The 25,494-nt window shown below is 68.7% G+C and carries 21 protein-coding genes; 10 read left to right on the plus strand and 11 right to left on the minus strand.

What is annotated here, in order from left to right; all coding sequences use genetic code 11:
• Positions 1-28 precede the first annotated feature (28 nt).
• Genes PQI07_RS08895 through PQI07_RS08905 form a run of 3 tightly spaced genes read right to left on the minus strand, consistent with a single transcriptional unit; the run spans position 29 to position 3,218 of the window.
• Complete coding sequence (locus tag PQI07_RS08895) at positions 29-1,078, minus strand: glycosyltransferase family 2 protein (protein ID WP_274926469.1); 1,050 nt, start codon at positions 1,076-1,078, stop codon at positions 29-31.
• Positions 1,079-1,101: 23 nt separating this feature from the next.
• Positions 1,102-2,322: an ABC transporter ATP-binding protein gene (locus tag PQI07_RS08900; RefSeq protein ID WP_043355139.1), complete on the minus strand. Its 1,221-nt coding sequence runs from the start codon at positions 2,320-2,322 to the stop codon at positions 1,102-1,104.
• Complete coding sequence (locus PQI07_RS08905) at positions 2,322-3,218, minus strand: ABC transporter permease (protein ID WP_043355138.1); 897 nt, start codon at positions 3,216-3,218, stop codon at positions 2,322-2,324. The genes PQI07_RS08900 and PQI07_RS08905 overlap by 1 nt, the downstream gene beginning before the upstream one ends.
• A 301-nt stretch (positions 3,219-3,519) precedes the next feature.
• Here PQI07_RS08905 and PQI07_RS08910 point away from each other — a divergent pair, with 301 nt between their 5' ends.
• The 4 genes from PQI07_RS08910 to PQI07_RS08925 all read left to right on the plus strand — a co-directional run bounded on the left by PQI07_RS08910 (position 3,520) and on the right by PQI07_RS08925 (position 9,107).
• A complete protein-coding gene (locus PQI07_RS08910) occupies positions 3,520-4,599 on the plus strand; it encodes a glycosyltransferase family 2 protein (protein ID WP_274926470.1) in 1,080 nt (359 codons plus the stop codon).
• A gap of 243 nt (positions 4,600-4,842) precedes the next feature.
• Positions 4,843-6,354: a 2,3-bisphosphoglycerate-independent phosphoglycerate mutase gene (gene gpmI / locus PQI07_RS08915; protein ID WP_274927699.1), complete on the plus strand. Its 1,512-nt coding sequence runs from the start codon at positions 4,843-4,845 to the stop codon at positions 6,352-6,354.
• 133 nt (positions 6,355-6,487) lie between these two features.
• Positions 6,488-7,903 carry a lipopolysaccharide biosynthesis protein gene (locus tag PQI07_RS08920; RefSeq protein ID WP_053609334.1) on the plus strand — a complete coding sequence of 472 codons (1,416 nt, stop codon included), beginning with the start codon at positions 6,488-6,490 and terminating at the stop codon, positions 7,901-7,903.
• Between the two features lie 10 nt (positions 7,904-7,913).
• The gene (locus PQI07_RS08925) at positions 7,914-9,107 is read left to right on the plus strand and encodes a GNAT family N-acetyltransferase (protein WP_274926471.1); all 1,194 of its coding nucleotides are present in this window, start codon (positions 7,914-7,916) and stop codon (positions 9,105-9,107) included.
• On the opposite strand, the gene PQI07_RS08930 is transcribed toward PQI07_RS08925, so the two are convergent.
• The 4 genes from PQI07_RS08930 to PQI07_RS08945 form a co-directional block, all read right to left on the minus strand.
• Entirely contained in the window at positions 9,043-9,399 is a 357-nt protein-coding gene (locus PQI07_RS08930) for a hypothetical protein (RefSeq protein WP_043379198.1), read from the minus strand. The two genes, PQI07_RS08925 and PQI07_RS08930, sit on opposite strands and share 65 nt — an antisense overlap.
• Positions 9,400-9,417: 18 nt before the next feature.
• A complete protein-coding gene (locus PQI07_RS08935) occupies positions 9,418-9,645 on the minus strand; it encodes a hypothetical protein (RefSeq protein ID WP_020091174.1) in 228 nt (75 codons plus the stop codon).
• A gap of 167 nt (positions 9,646-9,812) precedes the next feature.
• Positions 9,813-10,814: a helix-turn-helix domain-containing protein gene (locus PQI07_RS08940; RefSeq protein WP_091994767.1), complete on the minus strand. Its 1,002-nt coding sequence runs from the start codon at positions 10,812-10,814 to the stop codon at positions 9,813-9,815.
• Between the two features lie 693 nt (positions 10,815-11,507).
• A complete protein-coding gene (locus PQI07_RS08945) occupies positions 11,508-12,935 on the minus strand; it encodes a protein adenylyltransferase SelO (protein WP_274926472.1) in 1,428 nt (475 codons plus the stop codon).
• 1,113 nt (positions 12,936-14,048) lie between these two features.
• On the opposite strand from PQI07_RS08945, the gene PQI07_RS08950 reads away from it, so the two are divergent.
• Positions 14,049-14,276, plus strand: coding sequence for a hypothetical protein (locus PQI07_RS08950; protein ID WP_274926473.1), 228 nt, complete (start codon positions 14,049-14,051; stop codon positions 14,274-14,276).
• A gap of 579 nt (positions 14,277-14,855) precedes the next feature.
• A complete protein-coding gene (locus tag PQI07_RS08955; protein WP_043345703.1) occupies positions 14,856-15,815 on the plus strand; it encodes a helix-turn-helix domain-containing protein in 960 nt (319 codons plus the stop codon).
• A 351-nt stretch (positions 15,816-16,166) separates the two neighbouring features.
• Here PQI07_RS08955 and PQI07_RS08960 read toward each other — a convergent pair whose 3' ends face one another.
• Positions 16,167-19,373, minus strand: coding sequence for an autotransporter outer membrane beta-barrel domain-containing protein (locus PQI07_RS08960; RefSeq protein WP_274926474.1), 3,207 nt, complete (start codon positions 19,371-19,373; stop codon positions 16,167-16,169).
• Positions 19,276-19,764, minus strand: coding sequence for a hypothetical protein (locus PQI07_RS08965; protein WP_274926475.1), 489 nt, complete (start codon positions 19,762-19,764; stop codon positions 19,276-19,278). The genes PQI07_RS08960 and PQI07_RS08965 overlap by 98 nt, the downstream gene beginning before the upstream one ends.
• Positions 19,765-20,553: 789 nt before the next feature.
• Here PQI07_RS08965 and PQI07_RS08970 point away from each other — a divergent pair.
• From PQI07_RS08970 to PQI07_RS08985, 4 genes are all read left to right on the plus strand, one after another.
• Positions 20,554-21,495, plus strand: coding sequence for an AraC family transcriptional regulator (locus PQI07_RS08970; protein WP_274926476.1), 942 nt, complete (start codon positions 20,554-20,556; stop codon positions 21,493-21,495).
• 232 nt (positions 21,496-21,727) lie between these two features.
• Positions 21,728-22,186 carry an AAA family ATPase gene (locus PQI07_RS08975; RefSeq protein WP_274926477.1) on the plus strand — a complete coding sequence of 153 codons (459 nt, stop codon included), beginning with the start codon at positions 21,728-21,730 and terminating at the stop codon, positions 22,184-22,186.
• A gap of 16 nt (positions 22,187-22,202) precedes the next feature.
• Entirely contained in the window at positions 22,203-22,784 is a 582-nt protein-coding gene (locus tag PQI07_RS08980; RefSeq protein WP_274926478.1) for a metallophosphoesterase, read from the plus strand.
• A complete protein-coding gene (locus PQI07_RS08985; protein WP_257787388.1) occupies positions 22,785-22,913 on the plus strand; it encodes a hypothetical protein in 129 nt (42 codons plus the stop codon). It abuts the gene before it with no gap.
• Between the two features lie 12 nt (positions 22,914-22,925).
• Here PQI07_RS08985 and PQI07_RS08990 read toward each other — a convergent pair whose 3' ends face one another.
• Together PQI07_RS08990 and PQI07_RS08995 are read right to left on the minus strand one after the other, a co-directional pair.
• On the minus strand, positions 22,926-23,240 hold the full coding sequence (locus PQI07_RS08990) for a hypothetical protein (RefSeq protein ID WP_274926479.1): 315 nt from the start codon (positions 23,238-23,240) through the stop codon (positions 22,926-22,928).
• A 166-nt stretch (positions 23,241-23,406) separates the two neighbouring features.
• Positions 23,407-25,491 carry a methyl-accepting chemotaxis protein gene (locus PQI07_RS08995; RefSeq protein WP_274926480.1) on the minus strand — a complete coding sequence of 695 codons (2,085 nt, stop codon included), beginning with the start codon at positions 25,489-25,491 and terminating at the stop codon, positions 23,407-23,409.
• Positions 25,492-25,494: the final 3 nt, after the last annotated feature.

Below are 25,494 nucleotides of genomic sequence, written 5' to 3' on the forward strand. Positions count from 1 at the left end.
CGAGAAGCCACCGTCCGCGACAGGATGTTCAGGCGGGCCACCAGCCGGTGACCTCGCCATGGTTCGTCCAGTCGAGACGACAGTCCCGGATCGACCGTCCGTTCGATCGGTGCAGCTGCCTGCGGAAGGTATGGAGCGCCGGACGACCGATCACCCGCTTCAGGGCGAGCTTCCACCAGTCGCGCCGCAGGAGCAGGTGCGGATCGAACTCCGCTGCAGCTGCGAGGATCTCCTTCCAGTCGTCGTCGTGATGCAGGGTGAAGGAGTTGCTCGCCGTGATCAGGAGTTCGCGTCCGATCCGCCGCTGCATCGCGGCCACCCATCCCTGAAGCTCGGGGATCCTGTCTCCCTGCTCCTGCAGGATGACGCGGCAGGTTTCCATCTGCTCACGGCGATCGCTGATCGCCTGTGCATAGTAATGAGAACTCATGTTCTGATTATGCCAGCGGTAGTAGGCCTGCTTTGCATTCAGGATGACCACGGGCCCATGGCACGCGAAGCGCATCCACATCTCCATGTCGGAGGTGTGCCGCATCTTCGGATTGTAGCCGCCGAGACGATGCTGGACGGATGTGCGGACGATCACGACCGGGGACGCGAACTGGTTTCCGAAGTCGCAGAAGCGCTTGATGAACGTGCGCCCCGGGACGAGCCGGCATTCCGGGTCCGATGCGTCGGCGACGGCCACCGGCTCCACGTCGCCGGCCTGGGACACCGCCATCCCGCAGACGAGCCCCGCTTCGGGATGCCGGTTCAGCGCCTGCGCCGCGCGGGCGAGCGCCCCGGGCGTCAGCATGTCGTCGGCCGAAAGCAGCAGCGTGTAGTCGGCCGTGGCCCAGTCGATGATTCCTTCGTTGAAGGTCTTGATGTGTCCCTGGTTGACCGTGTGGCGCCGATAGGTGACGCGGGCATCCTCCCGGGCCAGGGCCCGTCCCACCTCTTCGGATGAGTCGTTCGACATGTCGTCGATGATGAGAATCCGGACGTCCACATCGCGCTGCGTCAGGATACTGTCGACGCATGCGCGGAGGTAGCGGCCGTAATTGTAGCAGGGGACGACGACATCGACCGTGCTCATGGTTCCTTGCCTTCCCGATAAGTCTACCTGCCGAAGGTCCAGTGACCTTCTTCGTGGAAGATGCCGAAGATGTACGGATCGAGATCCGGGTGCTGAACGTGGAACCGGGCGCCGATCTTGGCGTCGGCGATCGTGTCGAAGCCCTTGCGGCGCACGGAGATCGACACCCGGTAATCGTCCGCGGTGAGCCGGAGCGGCGGTGTCAGCAGCTCGATCGTCCCCGTACCGGCGATCACCGGCACCGGTGCCGCGTCGAGCAGCGTGCTGAACGTGCAGCAATGGGTCTCGTCGGCGCGGGTGAAGGAGCAGGAGACGTTCGCGTCGTGGATCGGCAGATCGGCCGCATACCGCATGCGGATCCGCATCCGCTCGCCGTGGGAGAAGACCGTCTTGCCCTCTCCGGCCGCGTCGAAGATCTCGACGCCGGTGATCCGGAAGTCCTGGCTCGACTGTTCGGGTCTGTACCACGAGGGATGGGACAGGTAGCTGTCCTGCTCGTAGATTTTGAGGCCCGCATCCACGGGCCCGTCATAGGCCACCGTCCCGTTCTTGATGTAGATCACGCGCTTGCACATCGTCTTCACGCTGAACATGTTGTGCGACACGATCAGGATGGTGGCGCCGCTCGCTTGCAGGCGATGGGCGAAGTCCATGCATTTTCTCTGGAAGGCGTAGTCTCCGACGGCCAGGACTTCATCCAGGAGCAGGATGTCGGGCTCGAGATGGGCCGCGACCGAGAAGGCCAGCCGGACATACATGCCGCTCGAGTAGCGTTTGACCGGCGTATCGATGAAGTCTCCGATCTCCGAGAACGCGACGATCGCGTCGAACTTGTCGGCGATCTCCTGCCGGCCCATGCCCAGGATCGAGCCGTACAGGAAGATGTTCTCCCGGCCGGTCAGCTCTCTGTGGAAGCCGGTGCCGACTTCGAGCAGGGCACCGACCCGACCCTCGAGGCGGATGCGGCCGGTGGTGGGGGCGGCGATCCGTGAGAGCAGCTTGAGGAGCGTGCTCTTGCCGGCGCCGTTCAGGCCGATGATGCCGACATTCTCACCGTGCTTGATGCCGAAGCTGACGTCCCTGAGCGCCCAGAAGGATTCCCGTGCCGGGCGCGCCTCGGAGCGGCGGGACAGGAGGCCCCGGACGCCCTCGCTGAGGGCGTCGCGCAGGGAGTTCTGGTGCGCGGCTCGCGGCGCGCGCCAGTACTGCTTGCCGATATCTTGTACGCTGATTGCCATCGACATCAGATTACATCCGCGAAGGAGCGCTCCATGCGCTGGAAGAAGATCAGTCCGCTGACGAGCAGGACGAACGCAGCCGTGACCGAGACCGTGATCGCGAAGGCGTCGGGCGGCGTCCCGCCGAGGACGGCGAACCGGAACGCCTCGATCAGGCCGACCATGGGATTGAGTGCGTAGAGCCAGCGCACCGAGGCGGGCACGATGCTCGACGCGTAGACGATCGGCGAGGCGTACATCCAGATCTGGATCAGGAACGGCAGCGTGTGCTTGACGTCCCGGAAGCGGACATTGATCGGGCCGAGCCAGAGACTCACCCCGAGGGCGAGCATCGCCGTGACGATCAGTGTCGGGACGGCCAGCACGAGGTGCCAGTCCGGCACCACGCCGTACCAGACCATCAGGGCCAGCATGACGGCCAGCGCGATGGCGAAGTCGACCATCGGCGAGATCACCGTGGCGAGCGGGATGACCAGCCGCGGGAAGTAGATCTTGCGGATGAGTTCGGCCTCCGCCACGAGGCCGTTGGCGCTGCGCCGGACCGCTTCGGCGAAGTAGGTCCACAGGACGACCGCGCTGCCCGCGAACAGCGCGTAGGGCGCGCCGTCGGTGGGGATCTTGGCGAAGTGGCCGAAGATCACGGTGAAGATCAGGACGGTGAAGAGCGGCTGTGCGATCGCCCAGCAGGCGCCGAGGGCGGTCTGACGATAGAGGACCTTCAGGTCCCGCAGGATCAGGACGCGCAAGAGACCGCGATACTGCCAGAGGCCCACGGCGTCGAAGGCGATGATCCGGTCGTCGGGCGCAATCTCGGTGACCCGCAGCGTCGACGGATCGCCTCGCTGTTCGGTCAGCCCGCATTCCGACGGGCCGAGGGCAAGCGCATCCAAAGATTTCATCATTCGAGGGGGTCCCGCATGACGCTTCGAGCCCGTGATCGAGCTCGCGGGATCCGGTTCGAATCGACTGTCGAGCCGTCCGGCTGTCCCGCCGGAACGGGCTATCATTGCGGTGGGGCGGTCAGAATTACACCTTTCGTCGTATCGGTGCGGCCAACCGAAGTGGTGGTTGTGATCAATGACCGTAATCGCGGCCAATCACGGCAGATGAGCCCTCGGATGCGGGACCGTCGGCGTCCGCTTCCCTCCGGAACGGCCGGCCCGGATCCGCCGACCACCGGGGCCCGGTGTCGGGAGAGCCCCCATGAGATCACCCACGAGAACCCCCGCGCGCGCCGCCGGTGCTCCGCTCGTGACGATCGCCATGCCGGCCCTCGACGAGGCCGGCCACATCGCCGAGGCCATCGCGTCCGTTCTGCCCGACCGGGATGCGGTCGCCTGCGAATTGCTGGTGTTGGATGGCGGCAGCCGCGATGGCACCTGCGCGATCGTCTCCGCCCTGAGCGCCGGGGATCCGCGGATCCGGCTCGTCCACAACGAGCGCCGGATCCAGGCGGCGGCCCTCAACCTCGCGGCACGGCTGGCGCATCCCGCCTCCGCCTACCTGGTCCGCGCCGATTGCCACGCCGTCTATCCGGAGGGGTTCGTGCAGAACCTCGTCGGCACGATGCAGCTGCGGGAAGCCGTCTCGGTGGTCGTGCCGCTCCGGACCGTCGGGGTCACGCCGCTGCAGCGGGCCATCGCGGCGGCGCAGAACAGCCGCCTCGGCAACGGCGGCTCGGCCCACCGGCAGGGCGGCATCTCGGGCTACGTCGCCCACGGCCACCACGCGGCCTTCGACCGGCGGGCGTTCCTGCGGGTGGGCGGCTACGACGAGACCTTCACCCACAACGAGGATGCCGAGCTCGACCGGCGGCTCTGCGCGGCGGGCGGGCGGATCTACCTCGCCGCCGACCTCGCGATCACGTATTTTCCCCGCGCGCGCTTCGGCAGCCTCGCGCGGCAATACCGTCAGTACGGTCGCGGCTGCGCGCGGACCCTCGAGAAGCACGCCAGCCTGCCGCGCGCCCGCCAGATGCTGCCGGCCCTGGTTCTGCTCTACGCCGTCGCGGCCCTGCCCCTGGCGGCCCTGATGCCCGCCCTGCTGATCCCGCTGCTGCTCTACGCCGGAGCCTGCGGCCTGTGCGGCCTCGCCCTGGCCCTCAAGGCGCGGGACCCCGTCCTGCTCCTGAGCGGACCGGCGGCGGTGGCCATGCATCTGTCCTGGGCGGCGGGGTTCCTGTCCCATCCGGGCTACTGGCGGACCGTCCTCCGGGCCGCCCTGCGCCGCAAGCGGCCCGGGCTCGGCGTCCCGCCGGGATCCGACGCGGCGCGCGTCAACTGACCGGTTGACGCCGGGCCGGCGCCGCGCCTGGCGATGGGCTGGGCGCGGCCCTGCCATGTCAGAAGCCCGACGCTCTCTCGCATCCGTCGCCCATTCGCCCATTGGGGCGGTGGCCTCACGGGGCCAAGGCGATTATCGACACGCGCAACGATCCGGCCGCGCAGGGCCCGGAGACCGGCCGCGCCCCGCGTGCGGCAGCGCAGGAGAGTTGTGACCGTGCCCGACAGTACGCCGCGTCCCGTGATGCTCGTGATCCTCGACGGCTGGGGTCTGCGGGACGCGGTGGCCGACAACGCCGTCCACCAAGCCAAGACCCCGGTCTTCGACGCGCTGATGCAGGCGCATCCCCGGGCGCAGCTGAAAACCTTCGGCGCCGATGTCGGCCTCCCCGCGGGGCAGATGGGCAATTCCGAGGTTGGGCATCTCAATATCGGGGCGGGCCGCGTGGTCCTGCAGGACCTGCCGCGGATCGACTCCGCCGTCGCCGACGGTTCGCTCGCCCAAAATCCGGCGCTGATCCGGTTCATCGAGACCCTCCGCGCATCGGGGGGCACCTGCCACCTCGTCGGCCTGCTCTCGCCCGGCGGCGTCCACGCCCATCAGGACCACGCCGTGGCGCTGGCGCGGTTGCTGGTCGCGGCGGGGATCCCGGTCCGTCTCCATGGCTTCACCGACGGGCGCGACATGCCGCCCCGCTCCGCGGCCACCTGCATCGCCGATGTGGCGGCCACCCTGCCCAAGGGCGCGCGCATCGCCACCCTGTGCGGCCGCTATCTCGGGATGGACCGCGACCGGCGCTGGGAGCGGGTCCAGACGGCCTACGACGCCCTCACGGAGGCGCGCGGGACCCGGTTCGAGCGGGCCGGGCAGGCGGTCGCCGCGTCCTACGCGCAGGACGTGTCGGACGAGTTCATGCGGCCCGCGATCATCGGCGACTATGCCGGCATGCGGGACGGCGACGGCCTGCTGTGCTTCAACTTCCGCGCCGACCGGACCCGGCAGATCCTGGAGGCGCTCCTCGACCCGGCCTTCGCGGGATTCGACCGCGCGCGGACGGTCCGGTTCGCCGCCGCCCTAGGGATCGTCCAGTACAGCGTCGAGATCGACGCCTTCGCCGAGACCCTGTTCGGCCCCCTCGACCTGCCCAACGGCCTCGGCGAGACCGTGGCCCGGGCCGGCCGCACGCAGTTGCGCATGGCCGAGACCGAGAAGTACCCGCACGTCACCTACTTCATGAACGGCGGCCGCGAGGAACCGTTCGCGGGGCAGGACGCGGTCCTCGTGCCCTCGCCCAAGGTCGCAACCTACGACCTGCAGCCGGAGATGTCGGCGCCGGAACTCACCGATCGCGCCGTGGAGGCGATCGGCTCCGGGCGCTACGACCTCATCATCCTGAACTTCGCCAATCCCGACATGGTCGGCCATACCGGCAGTCTCGCGGCCGCCGTGAAGGCGGTGGAGACCGTCGACACCTGCCTCGGCCGCGTGGTCGAGGCGGTGACGGCGCAGGGCGGGGCGCTGCTGGTGACCGCCGACCACGGCAATTGCGAGATGATGCGCGATCCCGAGACCGGGGAGCCCCACACCGCCCACACCCTCAACCCGGTGCCGGCCCTGCTCATCGGCGTCGACGGCGTGTCCCTGGCCGACGGCCGCCTGGCGGATGTGGCGCCCACCCTCCTCGACCTGATGGGGCTCGACCAGCCGGCCGAGATGACCGGCGCGTCGCTGATCCGGAAGCGGGGCGCGGGCTGAGGGCCGGGGCCGGCGGCACGCCGCCTGCACGGCCCGGGCTGTCATGCCCGCCGTCCCTGCGTTACGTCCCGCCACGAAGCCGGTCTGTCCCAGCGTGGTGCGAGGTCGTGGTGCGTGTGACCGGTTCTAGGACATGATCGCCCGACACAGCCTGATCTATGTCGGCTCCCGGGGCTTCGCGGCAGCCCTGAACATGGCCTCCGTGGCGGTGTTCACGCGGCTCGCGCCGGTGGAGAGCTACGGCACCTACCTCTACGTCCTGTCCTGGTCGCTGGTGCTCTACGGGGCGACCTGCCAGTGGCCGAAATTCGCGTTCTTCGCCCTCTACGACGAGGCGCGCGAGCCCGCGCAGGTCGGCACCGTGGTGCGGATCCTGGGCGGCACGCTGCTGCTCGCGGGGCTCGGGAGCGCGCTGGCCGCCGGCCTCGGGCTGATGTCGGCGCGGATGGCGGCCGCGATCCTGGCGCTCGCCTTCGGGAGCACCCTGTTCGAGGGCTCCACCGAGATCGCCCGGACGCGCCTCCGGGCCGGGGCGGTGGCAGCCTCGGTGATGAGCCGGGCCGTCCTGATCCTCGCCCTCGGCAGCCTCGCGCTGCATCTCTCGCAGGATCCGCTGCATCTCGCCTTCGCGGTGGCGGCCGCCAACGTCCTGGCCTCGCTCCCCGCCGCCGCCACGATCGCGCCGATGATGCCCGGCCGCGGCAGCCGGGCCGAGGCCCTGCGGCTCTTCGCCTATGGCTGGCCGCTGGTCCTGTCCTTCGGGACGGCGGCGCTCGCCCAGAGCCTCGACCGGCTGATCATCGCCAAGACGGTGGGGCCAGCGGGGCTCGGCGCCTACGGGGCGCTGGCCGACTTCCTGAAGCAGAGCTTCATCGTGTTCGGCGAGGCGATCGCCCTGTCGCTGATCTCCATCGCCAAGCGCGAGGCGCGGGCGGGCGGGATGGCGGCGGCCTCCGGGGTGCTGCGCGACGCCGCCCGGGCCATGACGCTGGTCGCCGCCTTCGGGGCGGTGTTCTTCCTGTGCTTCGACGATCTGGTCGTGGCGGTGCTGCTCGGGCCCGCCTACCGGGCGGAGGCGCGGGAGCTCGCGCCGGTCCTGATCCTGGCCTCCATCCTGATGATGTTCCGCGCCTATTATTTCGGGCAGGTGATCTACTTCACCCGCTCCAGCGGCCTGGAGGCCGCCGCCGCCTTCGCGACCCTCGCCGCGGTCGCCGCCCTGTCGCTCCTGCTGATCCCGCGGTTCGGTGCCGCCGGGGCGGCCCTCGCCTTCGCGGGCGGCCAGAGCGCGGCCTGCCTCGTGCTGGTGCTGGGCGCCCGCCGGGCCGGAACGACGATGCCGCTGCCCCTCGCCGACATGGCGGGGATCGCCGGGATCGCGCTCGCCTGCGGCGCGGTGAATGCCGGCATCGCCCTGGTCCCGGGCGGGCTGATGCCGCCGGGGCAGGCCCTGCGCCTGGTCCTGCTCGCCGTCGCCGCCGGCATGACGGCATGGCGCTACGACGTGCTCGGCTTCGCCGGCGCGATCCGCCACCGGCTCGCGGCCTGACGGTCCCGCCATGGCAGACATCGCCGCGCTACCGGGGGGGTTCGTGGCAGCGGTCCGGCCCCTCGATCCCCGAGCCCCCTGGATCCCGGCCTGGCGGGCGCTGGGCGCGGCGTCCCTCATCCGAAACCCGTTCTACGAGGCCGGCTACGCCCTGGCTGCCCGCGACGCCTTCGGGGCGGGCGTCCGGCTCCTCCTCGTCGCCGACCGGCCGCCGGAGGCGCCGGGGGCCCGGCTCGTCGCCGTCTGGCCGTTCCGGCTGTCGCGGCGGCGCTGGGGCCTGCCGCTGCCGCTGCTCATGGGCTGGACCCACGGCTACGCCCCGTTCGGCGCGCCGCTCCTCGACGGCGCCGATCCACAGGCCGGACTCGCGGGGCTGCTCGCCGCGCCGGGCATGCTCGGCCTGCCGCCGCGGCTCCTCCTGCCGAACGCCCCCGCCGACGGCCCCCTGCCGGACCTCCTCACCGCGCAGGGCGGACGCCGGGCCGCCTACTGGCCGCATGACCGCGGCCTGCTCGATCTGAGCGGGTTCGGGCCGGAGGCGCGGAGCGGCTATCTCGGGCACCTCTCCGGTCAACGCCGCCGCAAGCTGCGCCGCGCCCGCGCGCGCCTGGAGGCGGCGGGGCCCGTGACCTTCGAGATCCTCGCCGCGCCCGAAGCCCTCGGCCCGGCCCTGGACGCCCACGTCGCCCTCGAGACCGCCGGCTGGAAGGGGCAGGCCGGGACGAGCCTGGCGCAGCGGCCGGCGGAGATCGCCTTCCTGCGCGCCGCCCTGGCCGATCTCGGCGCGGCGGATGGCGTGCGCATCGCCCGCCTGCGCCGGGGGGAGCAACTTCTGGCCTCCCTGATCCTGCCGGTCACCGGCCGGGAGGCCTGGGTGCTGAAGATCGCCAACGACGAGACCCGACCGGAGACCGCGCCGGGCGTCCAGCTCGTCCACCGGCTGACCGAGGCCCTGGCCGCGGGCGACTGGCCGATCGACCGGATCGATTCCTGCGCGCCGCCGGGCTTCGCCCTCGGCACCACCTTCTGGACGGAGCGCCGGCCGATCGCCCATCTCCTGGTCGAGGCGGGGCGCGATCCCCTGTTCCCGGTCGCCCGGACCCTGGAGCGCGCCCGGGAGCGCGTCGCCCGGGCGCGTGTCACCATCCGAAGCGGGCGATCTGCACCAGCCGTGCCCGCGTCGCCGCCGCGTCGCCGCCCATGACGGCGATCCGCCCGGACAGGTCGTAGCAGGCCGCGCAGAACGGCAGTTGCAGCAGCGTGTACCCATCGTCGCGCGCCCGGGCGACGGAGGCGATCAGGCAGGGCAGGACCGGCCCGTCCGCGGGCCCGGCGAGGCAATCGGCCCGGGGGCTGCCGAAGGCCGGGCGGTTCGGCCAGGTCAGCAGGAGCGTGGTGCCGCCCCGGCGGTCGGGGGCCGGCGGCAGGGTGTAGCTGCGCAGGAACAGCGCGCAGGCGGCGAGGAGCAGGAGCGGCAGGATCAGGGCTGTGCGCATCGACGGATTCCTCGCGCCTCAATCCCCCGCGTCGAAGCGCGTGCGATAGAACACCTCGCGGCCGGCACCGTCGATCACCCGGACGGCCTCGGCCGGCTCCCCCGACCGCTGCGGCACCCGGGCGCGGGCGAACAGGCGCAGAGCCCGCTCCTGCGCGCTCTCCAGACTGCCGACCCGCACGGAGATCCGCGTCTGGATCTCGTCCGGTTCCGGTCCGAGGACTTCGATGTGGAAGGTCTCGCGCAAGGGCATCCGCCTGATCGAGGGGCATCCGGTTGCCGGATCGCGTGGTCCGGTCGCGGGCGGCCATAGCACGATCCGGCTTCCGGCGCCGGGGTCGCCGACCGCCCTCGGTCAACACGGTCTGCCGACGTTTCGGAACGCGACCCAGGGACGCGCCGGCGCCCTCGCGGTCAATCCAGCCCCGGAATGCGCGCCGGCCGCCCCCTGGGCCGCGCATCGGGCGTGTTCTGCCGGGATGCCAGCCGGAACTCCGTCGGCGTCAGGCCATGCCGCTCCTTGAAGCGTCGGGCGAAGTGGGCCTGGCTGGCGAAGCCGCTTCCGTAAGCCAGCATGCCGATCGGCAGATGGGCGCAGGCGGGATCGGTCAGGCGCTTGGCCGCGAGCTCCAGGCGGCGCTCCCAGATGTAGTCTGAGATGTGCCGGCCACGCTCGTGGAACAATTCCTGAAGGCGGCGCAGCGACACGCCGACCGCGGCGGCGAGCTGTGGCGGGTCGAGGGTCTGATCGCTCAGGTTCGCCTCGATATAGGCCATGGCGCGCTGGACCGTGACGGTGCCGTGGGTGGAGCGCGGCACATTCTGCGCGAGACGCTCCGCGAGGCTCGCCACGATCAGGTCGATCCCGATCGACGCCATGCGCGCGGCCGCGTCGGGGGCGAGCCGGTCACCCAGCCGGACAAGATCTCGGAAATAGGTGCTCGCCAGGGTCGCGGAGGCGAGATCCGCGCCGACTGTGAGGGCACTGAACAGCCGGGACGGGCCCAGAACGGTTTCCAGGCGCTCGCGCGGCAGATCGAGCACCAGCGAACTGCTCGGCTCCGTCATGCAGACGGCCGGACGCGCATTGAGGACGACGAGATCGCCGGGCCGGGTCTTCGCCTCCTGGTCGCCTTGTTGGTAGCTGGCGTTCCCGGAAAGCCTCAGAATGGCATAGACGCGACTGTGCCGACCGTTCCGCCGGACCATGTCGGCTGTCGCTTCCGTCCGCAGGCTTGTGTGGGCGAAGTGCGAGATCGGCACCCCGCCGATATCGGTGACCTCGAGCTTGCCACGGAAGTGGCCGGCGTCATCGGTCTGCAACGCGACGGGTACCAAGCGTTCACAAACCATCTCCCGCCAACGCCGGAACGCGGCCTTGGGATGAACATCATCGGTCGAGAAGAACGGTTGCATTCGTGTTTCAGGGCGAAGGCCGAACGGCCAATACAGTTCCTACACGGTCAATTTCCATAAGGGATAATTTGCGCGCGGTCAATGACGATAGATACCGCCCAAATAAAGCGAACGCATTGCGACAATAGAACAAAAGCATCGCGATAATATTATTAAAGCAAGATGTATTGCATATATTATTATGAATTGCCGTTCGATTAATTCCATCCGTATCTCAGATCGCCCCTCGTGTTGGACATAAGGAAGCGATTTTGTCCCTGTCTCGGCGTGACCCGCTGGTCGGCCTGAGAGGTCGTGAAGGGTCACACGGTCCAGATCCGCGAAGGCCGCCGGACGGAGCGCCGCGCTGGCGGATTTCCAGTACAGGTACGGGAAGATCCCCACACGCCGGTCCCACTCCGGGATGGTGCGCGTTCGGAGAGAGCCGGCGAACCCGCAGCTTCGAGGAAGGACCGGACGCCTGTCTCGGCGTCAAGTCCAATTGCGCCCGGGCCGCCTACGGCTCTATCAGTCCTCACGCGTCAGGAGGCATCACCGGAGGAGGCCCTTGGATCCGCTCAAAGCCGCCGCAGCGACCCTGCTCTGCCTCGCTCTGTTCTGGCTGGCCTTCCGGCTGACCCGGCGCCTGGTCGATCTCGCCATCGCGGGGGGCTACGCCGAGGAGCGCCGGCGGCTCGCCGAGGAAGAGGCCGCTCAGGCCGAGGCGGGCGCCGTTCCGCAGGCCTCGGCCATCCGGGCCACCCCGGCGAGCTTCGCCGCGAACAGGGACCAGTCATCCGCCGCGGCGATCGGCGCCCACAACGCCTCCACCTCGTCGATCAGGAGCGTGCAGGGCGCCTCCGCGAAGTAAGGATGGTCGAGCCGCGCGCCCGGTGCGGGCGCCAGCGGTTCCAGCGCGGCCCGCACGGCCGTGAAGGCCTCGGACCGGTACTGCGCGGCGGCCGGTCCCGCCTCCGCCCGCCCGGCGCTCGCGAGCCCCCCGTACCAGTCGAAGAAGAACCGCTCGAAGGGCGCCTGCGTCTCGGCGAGGAAGCGCCAGACCGCCGAGACCAGCCGGTCGGTCTCCGGCTGCGGCGCCGCGGCGAGGCCGAGGCGGCGGAACAGGGCTTCGGCGAAGGCCGCCTGCAGGGCCGGGCCGAAGCCGGAAAGGGCGGCTTCGAGGCGCGCCTGGGGGGCCAGCGTCAGCAGGCAGTCGGCGAGCCGGGCGAGATTCCAGAACAGCGCCTCGGGCTGACGGCCGAAGCTGTAGAGCCCGGTCTCGTCGAAATAGGCCGCGGTGAAGTCCCGGTCGAAATGCGGCAGGAAGCGCCAGGGCCCGTAATCGAAGCTTTCGCCGGTGACGTTGATGTTGTCGCTGTTGAGCACGCCATGGACGAAGCCGGCCGCCGCCCATTGCGCGCCCATCCGGGCGACTTTGACCACCACATCCTCCAGGAAGGCGACGCCGCGATCCTCCAGGCCGGCCCGCCAGAGGTCCGGCCTGTGGGTCTCGATCGTGTGGTCGAGGAGCCGGGCGACGTTGTCCGGTTCGCCGAGCGCCAGGACGCGCTGGAAGCTGCCGATCCGGATATGCCCGTGCGAGAGGCGCACCAGCACGGAGGAGCGGGCCGGCGAGGGCTCGTCGCCGCGCACGAGGTCCTCGCCGGTCTCGATCAGGCTGAAGCTCTTCGAGGTGTAGACGCCCTGTGCCTCCAGGAGCGCGGTGGCCAGCACCTCGCGCACGCCGCCCTTGAGGGTGAGCCGTCCATCGGCGCCGCGGGACCAGGGCGTGGTGCCGCTGCCCTTGGTGCCGAGGTCGAGCAGCCGCCCGTCCTCGAGGTCGTGCAGCTGCGCGAACAGGAAGCCGCGGCCGTCGCCGAGCTCCGGATTGTAGGAGCGGAACTGATGGCCGTGGTAGCGCAGGGCCAGGGGCGTCTCGAAGCTGCCGGGCAGCGGCTCGAACCGGCCGAAATGGGCGATCCACGCCGCCTCGGAAAGGCCGCCGAGGCCCACCCGCTCCGCCCAGGCCTGATTGCGGTAGCGCAGGATCGTCTGCGGGAAACGGGCCGGGGTGACCGGATCGAAGAAGGCGGGACCGAGATCGGCGTGGCGCCGGGAGGGCTTGATGGCGGTGTCGTCCATGCGGCGCGTCTCTCGGGTCGGGCCGGGCGTGCCCCTCCCCTCACCAAGCCGGCGGAACGGGATCCGTTGCAGCATTCCGGTTCTTGCGCGCGGAACGAAGCAGGCGGCGTCGCAGGCGGCTTTGGGCGTGGTGCTGTGGGCGTGCTTCGCTCTGCGCGCAGGGGCGGCCGGCACCAGGGCTGCCGTCGGCGCCCGTGCGTGTGAGCGCGATCCGCCTGGCCGTGCGACTGTCTAAAAGGAGTGGTCTCGTGGCGGTCTGCTACCGCGCGGACGGTCGAGGACGCAGACATTCGAGCTGTGGCAGCAGGGGTCGACAGTCGTGCGCTCGGCACCAGGAGCGCATCGCGCTGGATTGGACATCCCCCCTGCCCGATCGATCGTAAGCGAGACCGCTCTTCCGAGGTCTGACGAGCCGACACGATCCCCCGACAGCATGGCGGCCGGATTGGGGTGATCCAGCCTGCCTGTCTGGCACGCGTCGGAGGAGCCCTCGTTTTATGGACACGGTCCGGCGCCGATATGAGACGACGCGGTGGGTCGGTCTACAGAATGTCCGGGTCCTTCAAGCGCGAAACGGCCCGCGCAGGCGCCCCGCAGCGCCAGCGCTCCTTCAAGGCAGGTTCAAGGCAGGTCGATCCCGGAATGACCGCGATTGTTCGATGCGGCCTTGCGACGGGACGAACGATTTAAGGCTTATCGGGGATCTCAATCTATTTTATCATCCTGGCGATACAGGATGTGATCAGATATATCTATAAATATCATGCTCGGCGTGCCAATGAAGAGCAGGTCTATTGCATAGATGCGCATCTAAGACTGAAATTACGAGACACCCCATCTCGCCGTCGAATCTCTAAAAGAGCTATTGTTTATCGAATGAAGAAGATAAAAATTAATCATAACCCGAGCGTGTGATCTGTCACTTTAAGTCGGTCAAAATCAATTTATGAGTTGATGCCATAACCGCTAGTGGATGGCGGGAATGCGGTGGGATGTAAGTTTTTGGAAGCCAGACGAGCCCTTCGCCCTACGCCCGTTCGGCCAGATATTTTTATATTCCTCTATCTTCAGCAGGACAATCGAAAATCCTGCGCGCGCCAAGGAGCTTGTTCAATGCGTATGATCAAAGGCTTTATAAGAATCTGGCTCGTCGTGTCCGCTGCCGCCGCTTCAGTACTGCTGGTGTATGTCGTGAACCAGTCCGCTCCGACTTGGGTAACCGCTGTCCTGCTGTCCCCTTTGTTTTTGATACCCATCACGCAAACCGATGAATTGCTGGCGCCCGTCATAAATTGGGTCAGGCGCGGGTTTCACGGCAATCCTTCCGACAACGCGCATTGACCAAGTAAAAAATTTCCAAAACTTTTTGCGCATTGGGGTGGTTAGAATTTGATTTTGCGACCGTGCATAAATTATTGCGGCCAACAGTATATTTTATGAAGCGTGCGGGTTGCGAACGACGCCGGCAGGCGGTGGCGGGATACCGACAACCGCGTCCGGCCGCATTCGTCCTCGGGCTACCGACCACCTGCGCCTGTCACCGTCCCGGATCTGGCCTTCCGGCTTCCCATGGCCCCGGCCCTGCAGCCGCCTCTCAATCAGCCTGGTCAATAATACTGGTCAGCTCAGCGTCTATCGTACAATTAGATTGTATTTTCTGACATTTCACACCTAATGGAAATCAATTTTAGCGCTTAATAACAGTTTTTAGTTTCTACAAATACTGACTGACCGCCTCACAACCTCAGCGATCATATAGAAGGTATATCTGCCAATAACTCACTCTTAGATTTATTTTTGGCTGAGATTTGTTAGATTTTGACATTACGCCATTTCCATATCATAAGCCACATTGCATCAGAGTTCGTCGAGAATTCATGCATTACTAGTGATGGTATATTTAAATATAGACAAAAATACATGCGGACACTATTTTCAACGGAGAAATTTCATCCTCGCGACAGATTTAGAAGCTGGCGCGATGCCATGTCCGACATGCGCGTGCCGGCCGAGCAGAAGCGCCTGACCGACGATCCATTCGATGCCAAGATAGAAGTTGCTACCGTCGGCTCGATCGAAGCGATACGCACCTCCCATGGCGCTTTACGCGCTGAGGCGACGCCCGACCTGGTCAGGAATCATGGCCAGGAGAATGCTGTCGGAATATTCTTCCGGCAGGCAGGAATTGCAAAGACCGGTCAATCCGACAGGACCTCGGTGCAACGGCCCGGCGATCTCATGGTGCTCGACTGTCGTCCGGCGGCGCAGGAATACAGCTCGGGCAGCCAGATGCTCACCCTCCACATCCCCCGCGAGCGGCTCGAGTCTGTCCTCGGTCCAGCTCGGCTCTACAGCGGGCTGACCATCGGTGCAGACCTCGGCAGCACCGCCTTGGCGACAGGCTTCCTCACTGAGCTGATGCGTGTCAGTGATAGCCTCACGCCGGCCGTGGCAGACCGCATGTCGGCCATCGGCATCGACCTGATCGCGGCCAGCATCGCCGAGCGCTTGGCACAGGAGGTGTCTCGCCCCTTGCATGAAACAGTCACGGTTCAGCGCGCCAAGACCTATGTCGAGGCCAATCTGGGTGACCCCGACTTCGGACCTCCGGAACTCGCCGCGGCTGTCGGCGTCTCGCTGCGCCGGCTACAGGAGATGTTTCATGAGCGTGGCAGGCACGTGTCCGACTACATCTGGGAGCGCCGTCTTCTGAGGGCCGGGCATCAGCTGAGCAAGATCGAGCATGGCCATCTGCAGATCGGCGCAGTCGCGTATAGCTGTGGCTTCTCCAGCCAGGCCCACTTCTCCCGCCGCTTCAAAGCGCATCACGGCATGACGCCGAGCGAGTTCCGGCAGGCTGCTCTTGAGGTCGCCCGGTAGGGCTCTCATCCGTTGACGATCCGAGCCTGGGTGGCGGTGGGAGCATCCCCGGCGCGCAGGTCGGGAAGGTCCGGTAGGCGCGATTCTCTGAACATGGAAAACCCGACGCGTTACTCCGACGCACACGGATGCGTCTCCAGCGGCTCGACGAGGGCTCGCCCAAAGGTCGGGAAACGGTCGTCTTTCGAACATGCAGTCGGACAGGACAACGTCGGCTTGGGGTGACGGCTGTGGGGGAACGCGTTTTGGTGTGTCGGTACGGAGTTGTGACAGCGCGCGCGGTGCCGCGTGCTCTTAAGTCCCGTCGGCCCTCGACAGGTCGCCCATAGGCGCAGCCCGGGCCCGGCCGGCTCACCATCGGTAGGAGAGGCTGCCCTTGACGGCATGGTCCTGCGCCCGCCGCCCGATCTGGCCGTCATAGGCCAAGCCCAGCCGCGCGCCCGGCGCTGTTTCCCAGTCCAGCCCAGCCGACACCACCGCCGCGTCCTCGGCCAGCGGCCCACCCCCCGTGCGGAACGCTGTGCCCCCACCCCGGAACGCCAGCAGCGCTGCCGGCGCCACAGTCCCGAATGCCCGCCGGTAGCCGATCAGGCCCCGCGCCACGAGCGGACCTGCGCCTCCGAACAGGTCCGCCACAATCGCCTGCGCCTGCGCTCCCGCCGTGACTGTCTCCACCCCGTAGCTCCGGCCGAACACCGCCAGCGCCGCCGAACCGCCCGTTTCGGTCAAGCCGTCCTGGTGCAGCCGCAGCGTCGCGACGCCCACGAACGGCTCGACGGAGCGCGCCGCTCCGCCCATCCGGTAGCCGACCTCGCTGAAGCTCTGCAGCGTCGTGCCCCCGGCCCGGCCCGTGATCGCCTGCGAAAAACCCGGAAACAACACCGTCCGGTGGGTGTCGAGTGCGTCGCTGCCGTACACAACCCCGAGCCGCACCCGTACGGCGCCGAGCGCGCCGCTGGCGTAGGCGGCGCCGAAGCCACTTTCGATCTGCCCGGAGGACTGGCGGGCACGCACGTCGAACTGCGTGAAGGCGTAGCCGGCCGCGACGCCCGCGCGCCAGTCGCCCATCCCGTCCCCGAGCACGCCCGGGCCGGTCTCGGCGCCGAGTACGAAGCCGCCGGTCTCCCGGCTGAGCCGCGCCACGTTGCGCGTGCCCTCGGTGGCGCCGAACGCCCCGAAGGCTTGACCCCAGAGGCCGTAGCCCGGCGTCAGCGGCTGGACCGTCACCACACCGGTGGCGGGCTCGTCCGTGGCGAAGGCGGCGGAGCCGGCCGGCAGGGTCGTGCCGGGCGCGAGGCGCTGGCCGATGGTGCCGGTCAGGCCGAGGCCGCTGGCCGGGCCGGCGCCGAAGCGCAGGTGCTCAAGCAGCGCCCCCTGCACGGTGAGGGCGGCCTGCGCCCGCGCGGTCACTGCCGAGGCATGGATCTCGCCCGACAGGCTGTTGAGCGCCCGCACCGCGCCGGGCGCCGTTTGGTTGAGCACGGCGGTCACCACCTGCGCGGCCGGGCTTGCCACCACCGTGGTGGTGCTACCCGCGGTGCTCACCGTGGTCGTGACCGTGCCAAAGGCCGGCACGCTCGTCGCCGCGGTGGCGGGCGCGCTGCCGGTGGTGGCCGTTGTGGTCACGGTCGGCCCGGCGCCGTTCAGGGCCTGGGCGAGGTTGCCCTGGTTGAGCGTGGTGGCCACGCTGGTGAGCGGCGCCGTCTGAGCGAAGCCCAGCGACACGCTGTGGCCGTCGTAGGCCAGCGACGGCGTCAGGAAGGCGAGATTGCTCGTTGTCTGCAGGCTGCTGAACTGGCCGGTGACGCCGCCGGAGGCGGTGAGCAGCGTGTAGCGCAGGGCCGGCGTGTAGGTGCCGGCGCCCGCCAGCACCTGCACGGTGCCGCCCTGGATCGTGACCGGGCCGGTCACCGCGGTGCGGTCGTTGGCGGTGGACGTCACCTTGACCGTGTAGAACGAGCCCGGCGCGAAGGTCAGCGGGCCGGTGATCGACGGGGTGCCGATCGCCGTGGCGCTGCCCGGCGCCAGCCGACCGCCGGCCTCGATCAGCGGGTCGCCGATCTTGCCCGAGCCGGCCAGCGTGCCGCCGCTCTTCACCGTCACCTCCGAGGCGGCGAGCACGCCGTCGATCTGCAGGGTGCCGCCACGGATCGTCGTGGCGCCCGTATAGGTGTTGCGGCCGGTGAGCACGGTGGTGCCGCCTCCCGCCTGCGTGAGGCTGCCCGATCCGGAGATCGCGGGGGCAAAGCTCACGGCGTCGGCCCGGTCGAACACCAGGGCGCCGTCGTTGACGACCCCGGCGGTCGCCGCGATCGCGCCGGCGGTGCCGCCATCGCCGAGCCGCAGGGTGGCGCCGCGGCCGATCGTGGTGGCGCCCGTGTAGGTGTTGGCGCCGGTGAGCGTGAGGGTGTCGCCCGCCAAAGTCAGGCCAAGCGGACCGGCGCCGTCCCGGATCGTGCCGGAGAAGCTGCCGGCGCTCAGGCCGGCCACCGTCAGGACGGCCGGGCCGCCCGCGCTGCTTGTCACAACCGTCGCCGGCGAGGCGCTGACCAGTGCGCCGACGGTGTTGGCGGCGCCCGCGAGGTCGAGGGTGCCGGTGCCTGCCAGGGTATGGGGGGAGGCCGCCGAGAAGCCGCCCACGCCGCCCGCCTTCAGGACCGATCCGTCGCCGATCGTGGTGGCGCCCGTGTAGGTGTTGGCCGTCGAGACGGTGGTGCCGTCGGTCGTGGTGAGCGTGGCGGGGCCGGAGATGCGCGCGACTGTGCCGCCCGCAGCGGTGACCGGGGCGGTGAGCGCGCCGTTCTGCAGGGTCGCGCCCTGGCCGAGGCTGACGGCGGCCTGGGTCTGGCGGGTGCCGCCGAGGTCGAGCACGCTGGTGGCGCCCGTGATCGTGGTGGTGGCCAGGGCGCTGCCGAGAGTGCCGGCACCGCCGAGGGCGAGGGTACCGGCCGCAACCGTGGTGCCGCCGCCATAGGTGTTGGCGGCGGTGAGGATCGCGGTGCCGGTGCCGATCTTGGTCAGGCTGGAGCGGTTGCCGCCGTCTCCGATGCTGCCCGAGACGGTCAGGTTGCCGGTGCCGCCGAGCGCGATGTTGCCTGCCAGCGTGATCGCGCCGGAAACACCGGCCGTGCTGGTACCGGTGAGCGCGCCGACCCCGCCGGCTCCGGAGCCGGCGAGCGTCAGGGCATTGCCGAGGGTCACGCCGTTGACGTCGAGGGTGGCGCCAGCCGAAACGGTGGTCGCCGAGGAGCCGAGCGCATGGGCGTTTGCTACGCTGAGCGTTCCGCCGGAGAGGGTCGTGGTGCCCGTGTAGGTGTTGGCGTCGATCAGGATCGTAAGGCCGGCGAGGTGATCGACGCGGCCCCGGCCGGTGATCGTCGGCGCGAAGGTGACGGCCGTGCCGTCCGGGTTGCCGGTATGGTTGAACACCAGGGCGCCGGTGCCGGCACCGAAATGCACCTCACTGGCCTGCACGGTGCCGGCGGCGACCGCCGCCTGACCCGCTCTTGCGCCGATGGTGAGCGTGCCGCTCGAGCCGTTGCTCCTGGCGAGCGTCACCGTGCCGGTTCGGGTTGACGTTGATCCGGAACGCGTCGCTGTCGGATTTGATACGCGCGTTCGTCTTGTTCTCCAGCGTCAGAGTGCGGGTATTGTCACTGCCCGTCGCGTCGATCGCCCGGCCGCCGGCCTTGGTCGATTCGATCGTGCCGGCATTGAAGATTTTCAGATCGCTGGACGCATCGTTCCAGTTGATCGCCGCCTTCTTGTTGACGGAGAGCTTGCCGCCGGGTTCGATCGAGAGTCGATCCGTGCCCGCCAACGTCTCGGTGTCGGTGTACGTGTTCCCGCCCGAGATCGAGTAGTCGGCCGCGCCTGCCGGCAGGATCCAGGACTCGGCGGACAGCGCCGCCAGAGCGGCAACACCGATGCGGACCTTGCGCTGTCCCAAGATAAAATTCCCCCGCCTAAGGCGCAGCAATAATTTTATATGATGACGAAGCTGCGACGCTTCGTATTTTGTCTTTGAAAACAATCAATGATCATTATATCAATATTTACTTTTATTGAATTTTACTGTATTATTATAATGTGTTTCCGCAATCTATAGTGCAAATATCTGCAGCCGTCTGAGTCTGCGCCGGTGCCGGGAGCGACCCTCGGCCACTCCGCGGGCTCCTGACCCGCGCAGGCCTCGCGCAGGGCAGCCGCCCCGACGGTTCCGGCGCTCACGATCTGCCGGACGCGCCGGCCCCGCCCCCACGGCACGCGTCGAGCGCCCGCTGCACCTCTCGGCGTAGGGCGACACGGTGAGGGGCGCGGTCTTCGGGATCGGGCAGGTACCGGCGGGCGACGCGCTCGACCGCGGCGCAGGGACTCTCGGGCGACCCGCTCGGCCCCGGCGGGCGCGCCCCGCTGTCACCGGCTGGTGGGACCGGCACGCCCGGACCCGCCTGCGGGACGGGCCCGTTGCCCGGATCCGCAGCCGCTCGACCGATCGGGGCGCAGGCGGCGATCAGAATGCTTGCAGCAACCGCAGAGCGGCATACGGCCCGTCGATGAATCATCCTCGCCCCCCCAAAGTCTCGAAGGCGCCGTGCGCAGTGAGCGGCGGCCTGCACAAGCATTGCCGCAGACCCCACAAGCTTTTACAGCTCTCGCACGACTCTTCCTGCAGCCTAGCTGCGACGCACCGACTTGACTTGATCAAACTTGCGATCCGGCTTCGCATGGAGGGATTGTGGCCGAGGACCTGAACGACCAGATCTCCTGGGAGCGAGATCTTCTCACCCGGGATCCGCGGATCGCCCACCGCCCGAGCAGCTCACCCAAACGGCCGCCGCCGACGATGCTGGACGACCCCAGGATCGCCCGCGCAATACGGCTCATCGAGCGTAGCCCGGCTGAGAAGATCGGCCTCTCCGACATCGCGCGCCATGTCGGGCTCAGCCTGTTTCACTTCCAGCGCCTGTTCCAGGCCGTGATGGGTGAGACGCCTTCCGCCTACATGCGCCGGACGCGCCTCGACCGCGCCGCCATGAACCTGCAGATGAGCCGCCAGCCCATCACGGACGTCGCGTTGAATGCCGGCTACGCCAGTCACGAAGCCTTCGTGCGCGCCTTCCACCGCCAGTTCGGCGCCGTGCCGTCACAGTACCGGATGGTCGCCCAGCAGGCCCTGCCGGCGAAACCGGCGGCCCCGATCGCGGGCGGCGAGGTGGCCCGGGTCGAGGAGCGGCCGGCCTGTACCCTGCGCGCGGTGCGGTTCCATGGGCCATACCCGGCCTTCGAGGCGCACTGGACGGCCTTTCACGGCTATCTCGCGTCGATCGGGATCGATCCAGCGGACGTGGAGGCGGTCGGCATCACCTACGACACACCGTTGATCACCCCGGACGCTGTGTTCCGTCATGATTGCGCGATCGTCGACCGCGGCCTGACTGTCGCGGACGAGCTGCTCCAACCCGTCGCGTTCCGGCCGGGCCGCTACGTCCGCATGCGCCACCGGAAGCCGTTCCGCGCCATCCTGCAGACCTATGCGGCCCTGAGCCTCGACTGGCTCCCCCGCTCGGGGGAAACGTTCCTGCCGGACGGGAACGGGGGCTACAAGGTCTACCATCAGCCGCCTTGGACACGGGTCGGGCAGGTCCACGACCTCAGCGTGGTGCTCCCGCTCGCCTGAGCCGGGGCAGCCGTTGGACGACACGCCGGTTGATCCGCCCCACTCAAGGGGCCCGCCCTGAGATATGGCTTTCGGACCAGGACGAGGACGAACAGGTGGGAACGACGCGGCACAAGCCCGAGGACGTTGTCGCCAAGCTGCGGCAGGCCTGCAGCCGCTCGCTGTCGAACGGCCGCGCCTGGCGGTTGCCGGTGCGCGGATCGTGCCCCGTTCGGCTCGGAGCGTGGGGCGCGTGATCATCGATCCGGATCGGTTCCTCGAGACGCCCGCTGGCCGCCTCTGGACGCCGGAGCTAAACCGCCAGGCCTGGGCGGCCGCCTTCGATACCCTCGATGCCGCCCTCGCCGCGGCGACGCCGCCCGTGCAGGTGATCGTCGTGTGCGGCGTGCAGGGGGCGGGCAAGAGCACCTGGGCGCACGCAGCGGCCCGCGATCACCCGAACGCCATCGTCTTCGATGCCGCGCTGCCCGGTCACCGGCACCGCAAGCCGATCATCGACGCGGCCCGGCGCCACGGTGCCCGGGTGTCCGCCGTCTGGATCGACACGCCGCTCGCCACCGCGCTGGGCCGGAACGCGGCACGCTCCGCCGACAGGATCGTTCCCGAGGCCGCTTTGCGTGCCGTGGCCGAACGCTTCGAGCCGCCCAGTCCCGATGAAGGCTTCGACGCCGTGCGCATCGTGCGCCCCTGAGAGCGCGGGAGATCCCTTGGCCAAGCTCTGGATCCTGTCCGACCGGCACCTCGAGACGGTGCTGTATCCGGATCAGTTCCGGTCCGAGCCGCCCGCCTTCGACCTGCTGGTCGCGGCCGGCGATATGTGGGAGGCCGACCCCCGGCAGACGTTCAGGGTCCTGCGCCGCCTCGCCAACGACGAGCCCGTCGTGTTCGTGCTGGGCAACCACGAGCACTGGCACGACATCGTGCCCGAGGCTCTCGCCCGCGCTCAGATCCTGGCCGGATGCCGGTTCGTCGGCACCACCCTGCGGAGCGATTGTCGGTTGGCCGGACAGCTCGATCCCGACACGCCGACCGGCGAGCCGATCGATGTCGCCCATGACGGCGGCCATCACCTGCTCACGGTCGGGGACGCCGCGGCCCTGCACCGTCACGCCCGCGCCGAGCTGGCCGCGCTCATGGACGAGGGTGATGGGGCGCTGCCGCTCATCGGGGTCACCCACCACGCCCCGCATCCGGACTGCATCGCTCCCGCTTGGCGCGGCACCTGGAACGCAGGGAGCTTAACCTTGGACCTGTCCGCCCTGACCGATACCGGCCGCGCGGCTCTGTAGATGCACGGCCATGTCCACCACAGCCTCGACCTGGTTCGGCCCGGCGGAACCCGGATCCTGTGCAACCCGGCCGGTCCCCGCTTCGCCAATCCCGCCTTCGACGCGGCTCGGGCGATCGCGATCGGCTGATCTCACACGGGCTCAAGCCGAGGGGGCGTCGCGTGTCAGCTCTTGGACGAACAGCTCGGCCTGATCGACGAGCAGGTTCAGATGCGCCACGCTGTCGCTCATCTGGCCGACCAACGCTGCGGTGAGCTCGGTCAGCCGGGTCTCGGCACTCGGCTGCACGCTCTGCAGATTGGCAATCTGGGCCTTCAGCTCGGTCCGTCTCCGACGCAACAGCTGCAGGAGCGTCTCGATCCGCGCCACGACCAGATCGGCGGCGAGCGCGTCCGTCCGTGATCGGAGGGCGGTCTCATCCTCCTTGGAGCCCAGCGGGATGTTCGTTCCGGTCATGGCGGCTTTGTTCTGCCTCAAGGTGAAGCAGCTTAGGCCGTGACACATTCCTCAGGCTGACCGGCGTCGGCGATGACGCTCGGATGGCCGAGCCCCGTATCGCACCCGATCCAGCCGCCTGCACGCAGTCGGGCGAGCGGGAGGGGGCTCGGAGCCCGCGCCAGTCTCAGGCGGCTCGGACGGTGGCGAGGAAATGCGCCACCTCCGCCCCGAGATGCTCGGACTGGCGCGACAGCTCGTCCGCCGCGCTGAGCACCTGGGCCGCGGCCGCGCCCGTCTCCTCGGAGGCCTCGGCCACGCCGGTGATGTTGCTCGTCACCTCGGCCGTGCCGGTGGCCGCCTGGGCGACGTTGCGCACGATCTCCTGCGTGGCGGCGCCCTGCTCCTCGACCGCCGCGGCGATCGAGGCCGCCACGCCGTTGATCTCCCGGATCCGCGCCGTGATCGCCCCGATGGCACCGACCGCCTCGGCCGTCACGCCCTGAACACGCGTGATCTGGCCTGAGATCTCCTCGGTGGCCCGGGCGGTCTGCCCGGCGAGTTCCTTGACCTCGGCAGCGACCACCGCGAAGCCGCGCCCGGCATCGCCGGCGCGGGCTGCCTCGATCGTGGCGTTCAGCGCCAGCAGGTTGGTCTGCCCGGCGATCGAGGAGATCAGCCCGACCACGTCGCCGATCCGCGCGACCGTCCCGCTCAGCTCCTGCACCAAAGCCGCCGTCTGATCCGACTCGTCCACCGCCGCTTGCGCGAGCTTGGAAGAGCCGTCCACCTGCCGGCTGATCTCCTGCACGGACGTGCCCAGCTCCTCGGCGGCGACCGCCACGGTGTTGACGTTGCTCGCGGCCTGTTCGGCGGCGGACGCCACGGTCGTGGACTGGCCGGCCGTCTGGGTGGCGGTGGCGGTCATGGCCTGGGCGGTGGCCTGCAGGTCCGTGGCCGAGGATGAGACTTGGCCGACGATGCTACCGACCGCCCGCTCGAACTCGTCGGCCAGCTCCAGCATGGTGCGCTTGCGCTGCGCCTCGGCGGCGGCGCGCGCTTGAGCAGCCTCCAGCTCCAGGTGCCGGCTCCGGATCAGATTATCCTTGAAGACCTGCACGGCCGCCGCCATCAGGCCGATCTCGTTCTTCGTGGCCGTGTCGGGAACGACGAGGCTGGTGTCACCGTCGGAAATCCGGCTCATGACCTGTGCCATGCGGCGGATCGGCATCGAGATCCTCCGGACGCAAACCACGATCACGCCGCCGCACATCACGAGCACCGCGCCGCCGCCCATCAGGAAGAGGACGAAGCGCGTCCGGGCCGCGGCGATGCGCGCCTTGATCAGGTCGAAAGCCCGGACGAACAATCGATCGCGAAGTTCGACGATCGCGCTCATGGCCGGGACATAACGGGCGGCAAAGTCCTGCACCGTCAGGGTCGCGGCCTGACCGGATAAGCTTTGGGCCACGAGATCGGCGGCCAATTTCTGGCCGCCTTCGATGTATTGCGCCCGCATGGTCCTTATGAGCTCATCGACACCCGCATCGTCGCCGATTTTGCCACGGGCGAGCAGGATCTGCCGCATCTGCGCGTCGACATAGCCGCTCAATCGATTGTATTGCCCGATGTCCTCGTCCGTCATACGCCGCCTGGTCACGAGAGCAGGGGTGAACACGGATCCGATCTGACCCGCGAAGTCGCGCAGCTCCGTCGCGGTCCGGGCCATCGTCAGCCAGGAGCCCAGGCTCGGATCGGCCGACATCGTGGCATCGTCCACAGCATTCAACGCCTGGTCGAGCACTGGCGGGACGGCGATCAAGGCCTTCACGATCCCCGCCACCGCGTCCTGGGATCGCTGTGCCTGAACATGAGCCGTCACGGCATCGGCCTGCTGCCGCACGGTGGCGAGGCGCCGAACGGTCTCGGAGACGGCCTCGGCGGCCTTGGCTCCCCATCGCTCCGGCAATGTGGACACGGCGAGGCTGGCCTCTCGTAGGGCCGCATCGGTGTCGGTGCGAGCCTCGCTGAGCGCCTGCTCGACAGCGCGTGGCACCGGTCTCTCACTGCCGAGACTGCTGTTGGTGGGCCCCCGTTCCTGCGCGATGCGGGTCGAAGCGCCCAGGATCTTCAACGACGCGGAAGCACCCGTCAGCGCATTGACGCTATCGCTGTATGATTTGTACTCGTCGATTTCCATCTTCGCAGTAACAGTCACGCACAGCGCACCGACACATCCCGACACAGCGACGATCAAAGTCGATATTTTCACAAC

Source organism: Methylobacterium sp. 092160098-2 (assembly GCF_028920805.1).
Classification (GTDB): domain Bacteria; phylum Pseudomonadota; class Alphaproteobacteria; order Rhizobiales; family Beijerinckiaceae; genus Methylobacterium; species Methylobacterium fujisawaense.

Bases quoted from the DNA above. Each gene is read 5' to 3' on its own strand.
- PQI07_RS08990 (WP_274926479.1), bottom strand. From the start codon at position 23,240: ATGACCGGAACGAACATCCCGCTGGGCTCCAAGGAGGATGAGACCGCC.
- PQI07_RS08940 (WP_091994767.1), bottom strand. From the start codon at position 10,814: ATGCAACCGTTCTTCTCGACCGATGATGTTCATCCCAAGGCCGCGTTC.
- PQI07_RS08985 (WP_257787388.1), top strand. From the start codon at position 22,785: ATGCACGGCCATGTCCACCACAGCCTCGACCTGGTTCGGCCCGGCGGA.
- PQI07_RS08905 (WP_043355138.1), bottom strand. From the start codon at position 3,218: ATGATGAAATCTTTGGATGCGCTTGCCCTCGGCCCGTCGGAATGCGGG.
- PQI07_RS08950 (WP_274926473.1), top strand. From the start codon at position 14,049: ATGCGTATGATCAAAGGCTTTATAAGAATCTGGCTCGTCGTGTCCGCT.
- PQI07_RS08910 (WP_274926470.1), top strand. From the start codon at position 3,520: ATGAGATCACCCACGAGAACCCCCGCGCGCGCCGCCGGTGCTCCGCTC.
- PQI07_RS08945 (WP_274926472.1), bottom strand. From the start codon at position 12,935: ATGGACGACACCGCCATCAAGCCCTCCCGGCGCCACGCCGATCTCGGT.
- PQI07_RS08930 (WP_043379198.1), bottom strand. From the start codon at position 9,399: ATGCGCACAGCCCTGATCCTGCCGCTCCTGCTCCTCGCCGCCTGCGCG.
- gpmI (WP_274927699.1), top strand. From the start codon at position 4,843: ATGCTCGTGATCCTCGACGGCTGGGGTCTGCGGGACGCGGTGGCCGAC.
- PQI07_RS08925 (WP_274926471.1), top strand. From the start codon at position 7,914: ATGGCAGACATCGCCGCGCTACCGGGGGGGTTCGTGGCAGCGGTCCGG.
- PQI07_RS08895 (WP_274926469.1), bottom strand. From the start codon at position 1,078: ATGAGCACGGTCGATGTCGTCGTCCCCTGCTACAATTACGGCCGCTAC.
- PQI07_RS08955 (WP_043345703.1), top strand. From the start codon at position 14,856: ATGCGGACACTATTTTCAACGGAGAAATTTCATCCTCGCGACAGATTT.
- PQI07_RS08920 (WP_053609334.1), top strand. From the start codon at position 6,488: ATGATCGCCCGACACAGCCTGATCTATGTCGGCTCCCGGGGCTTCGCG.
- PQI07_RS08900 (WP_043355139.1), bottom strand. From the start codon at position 2,322: ATGTCGATGGCAATCAGCGTACAAGATATCGGCAAGCAGTACTGGCGC.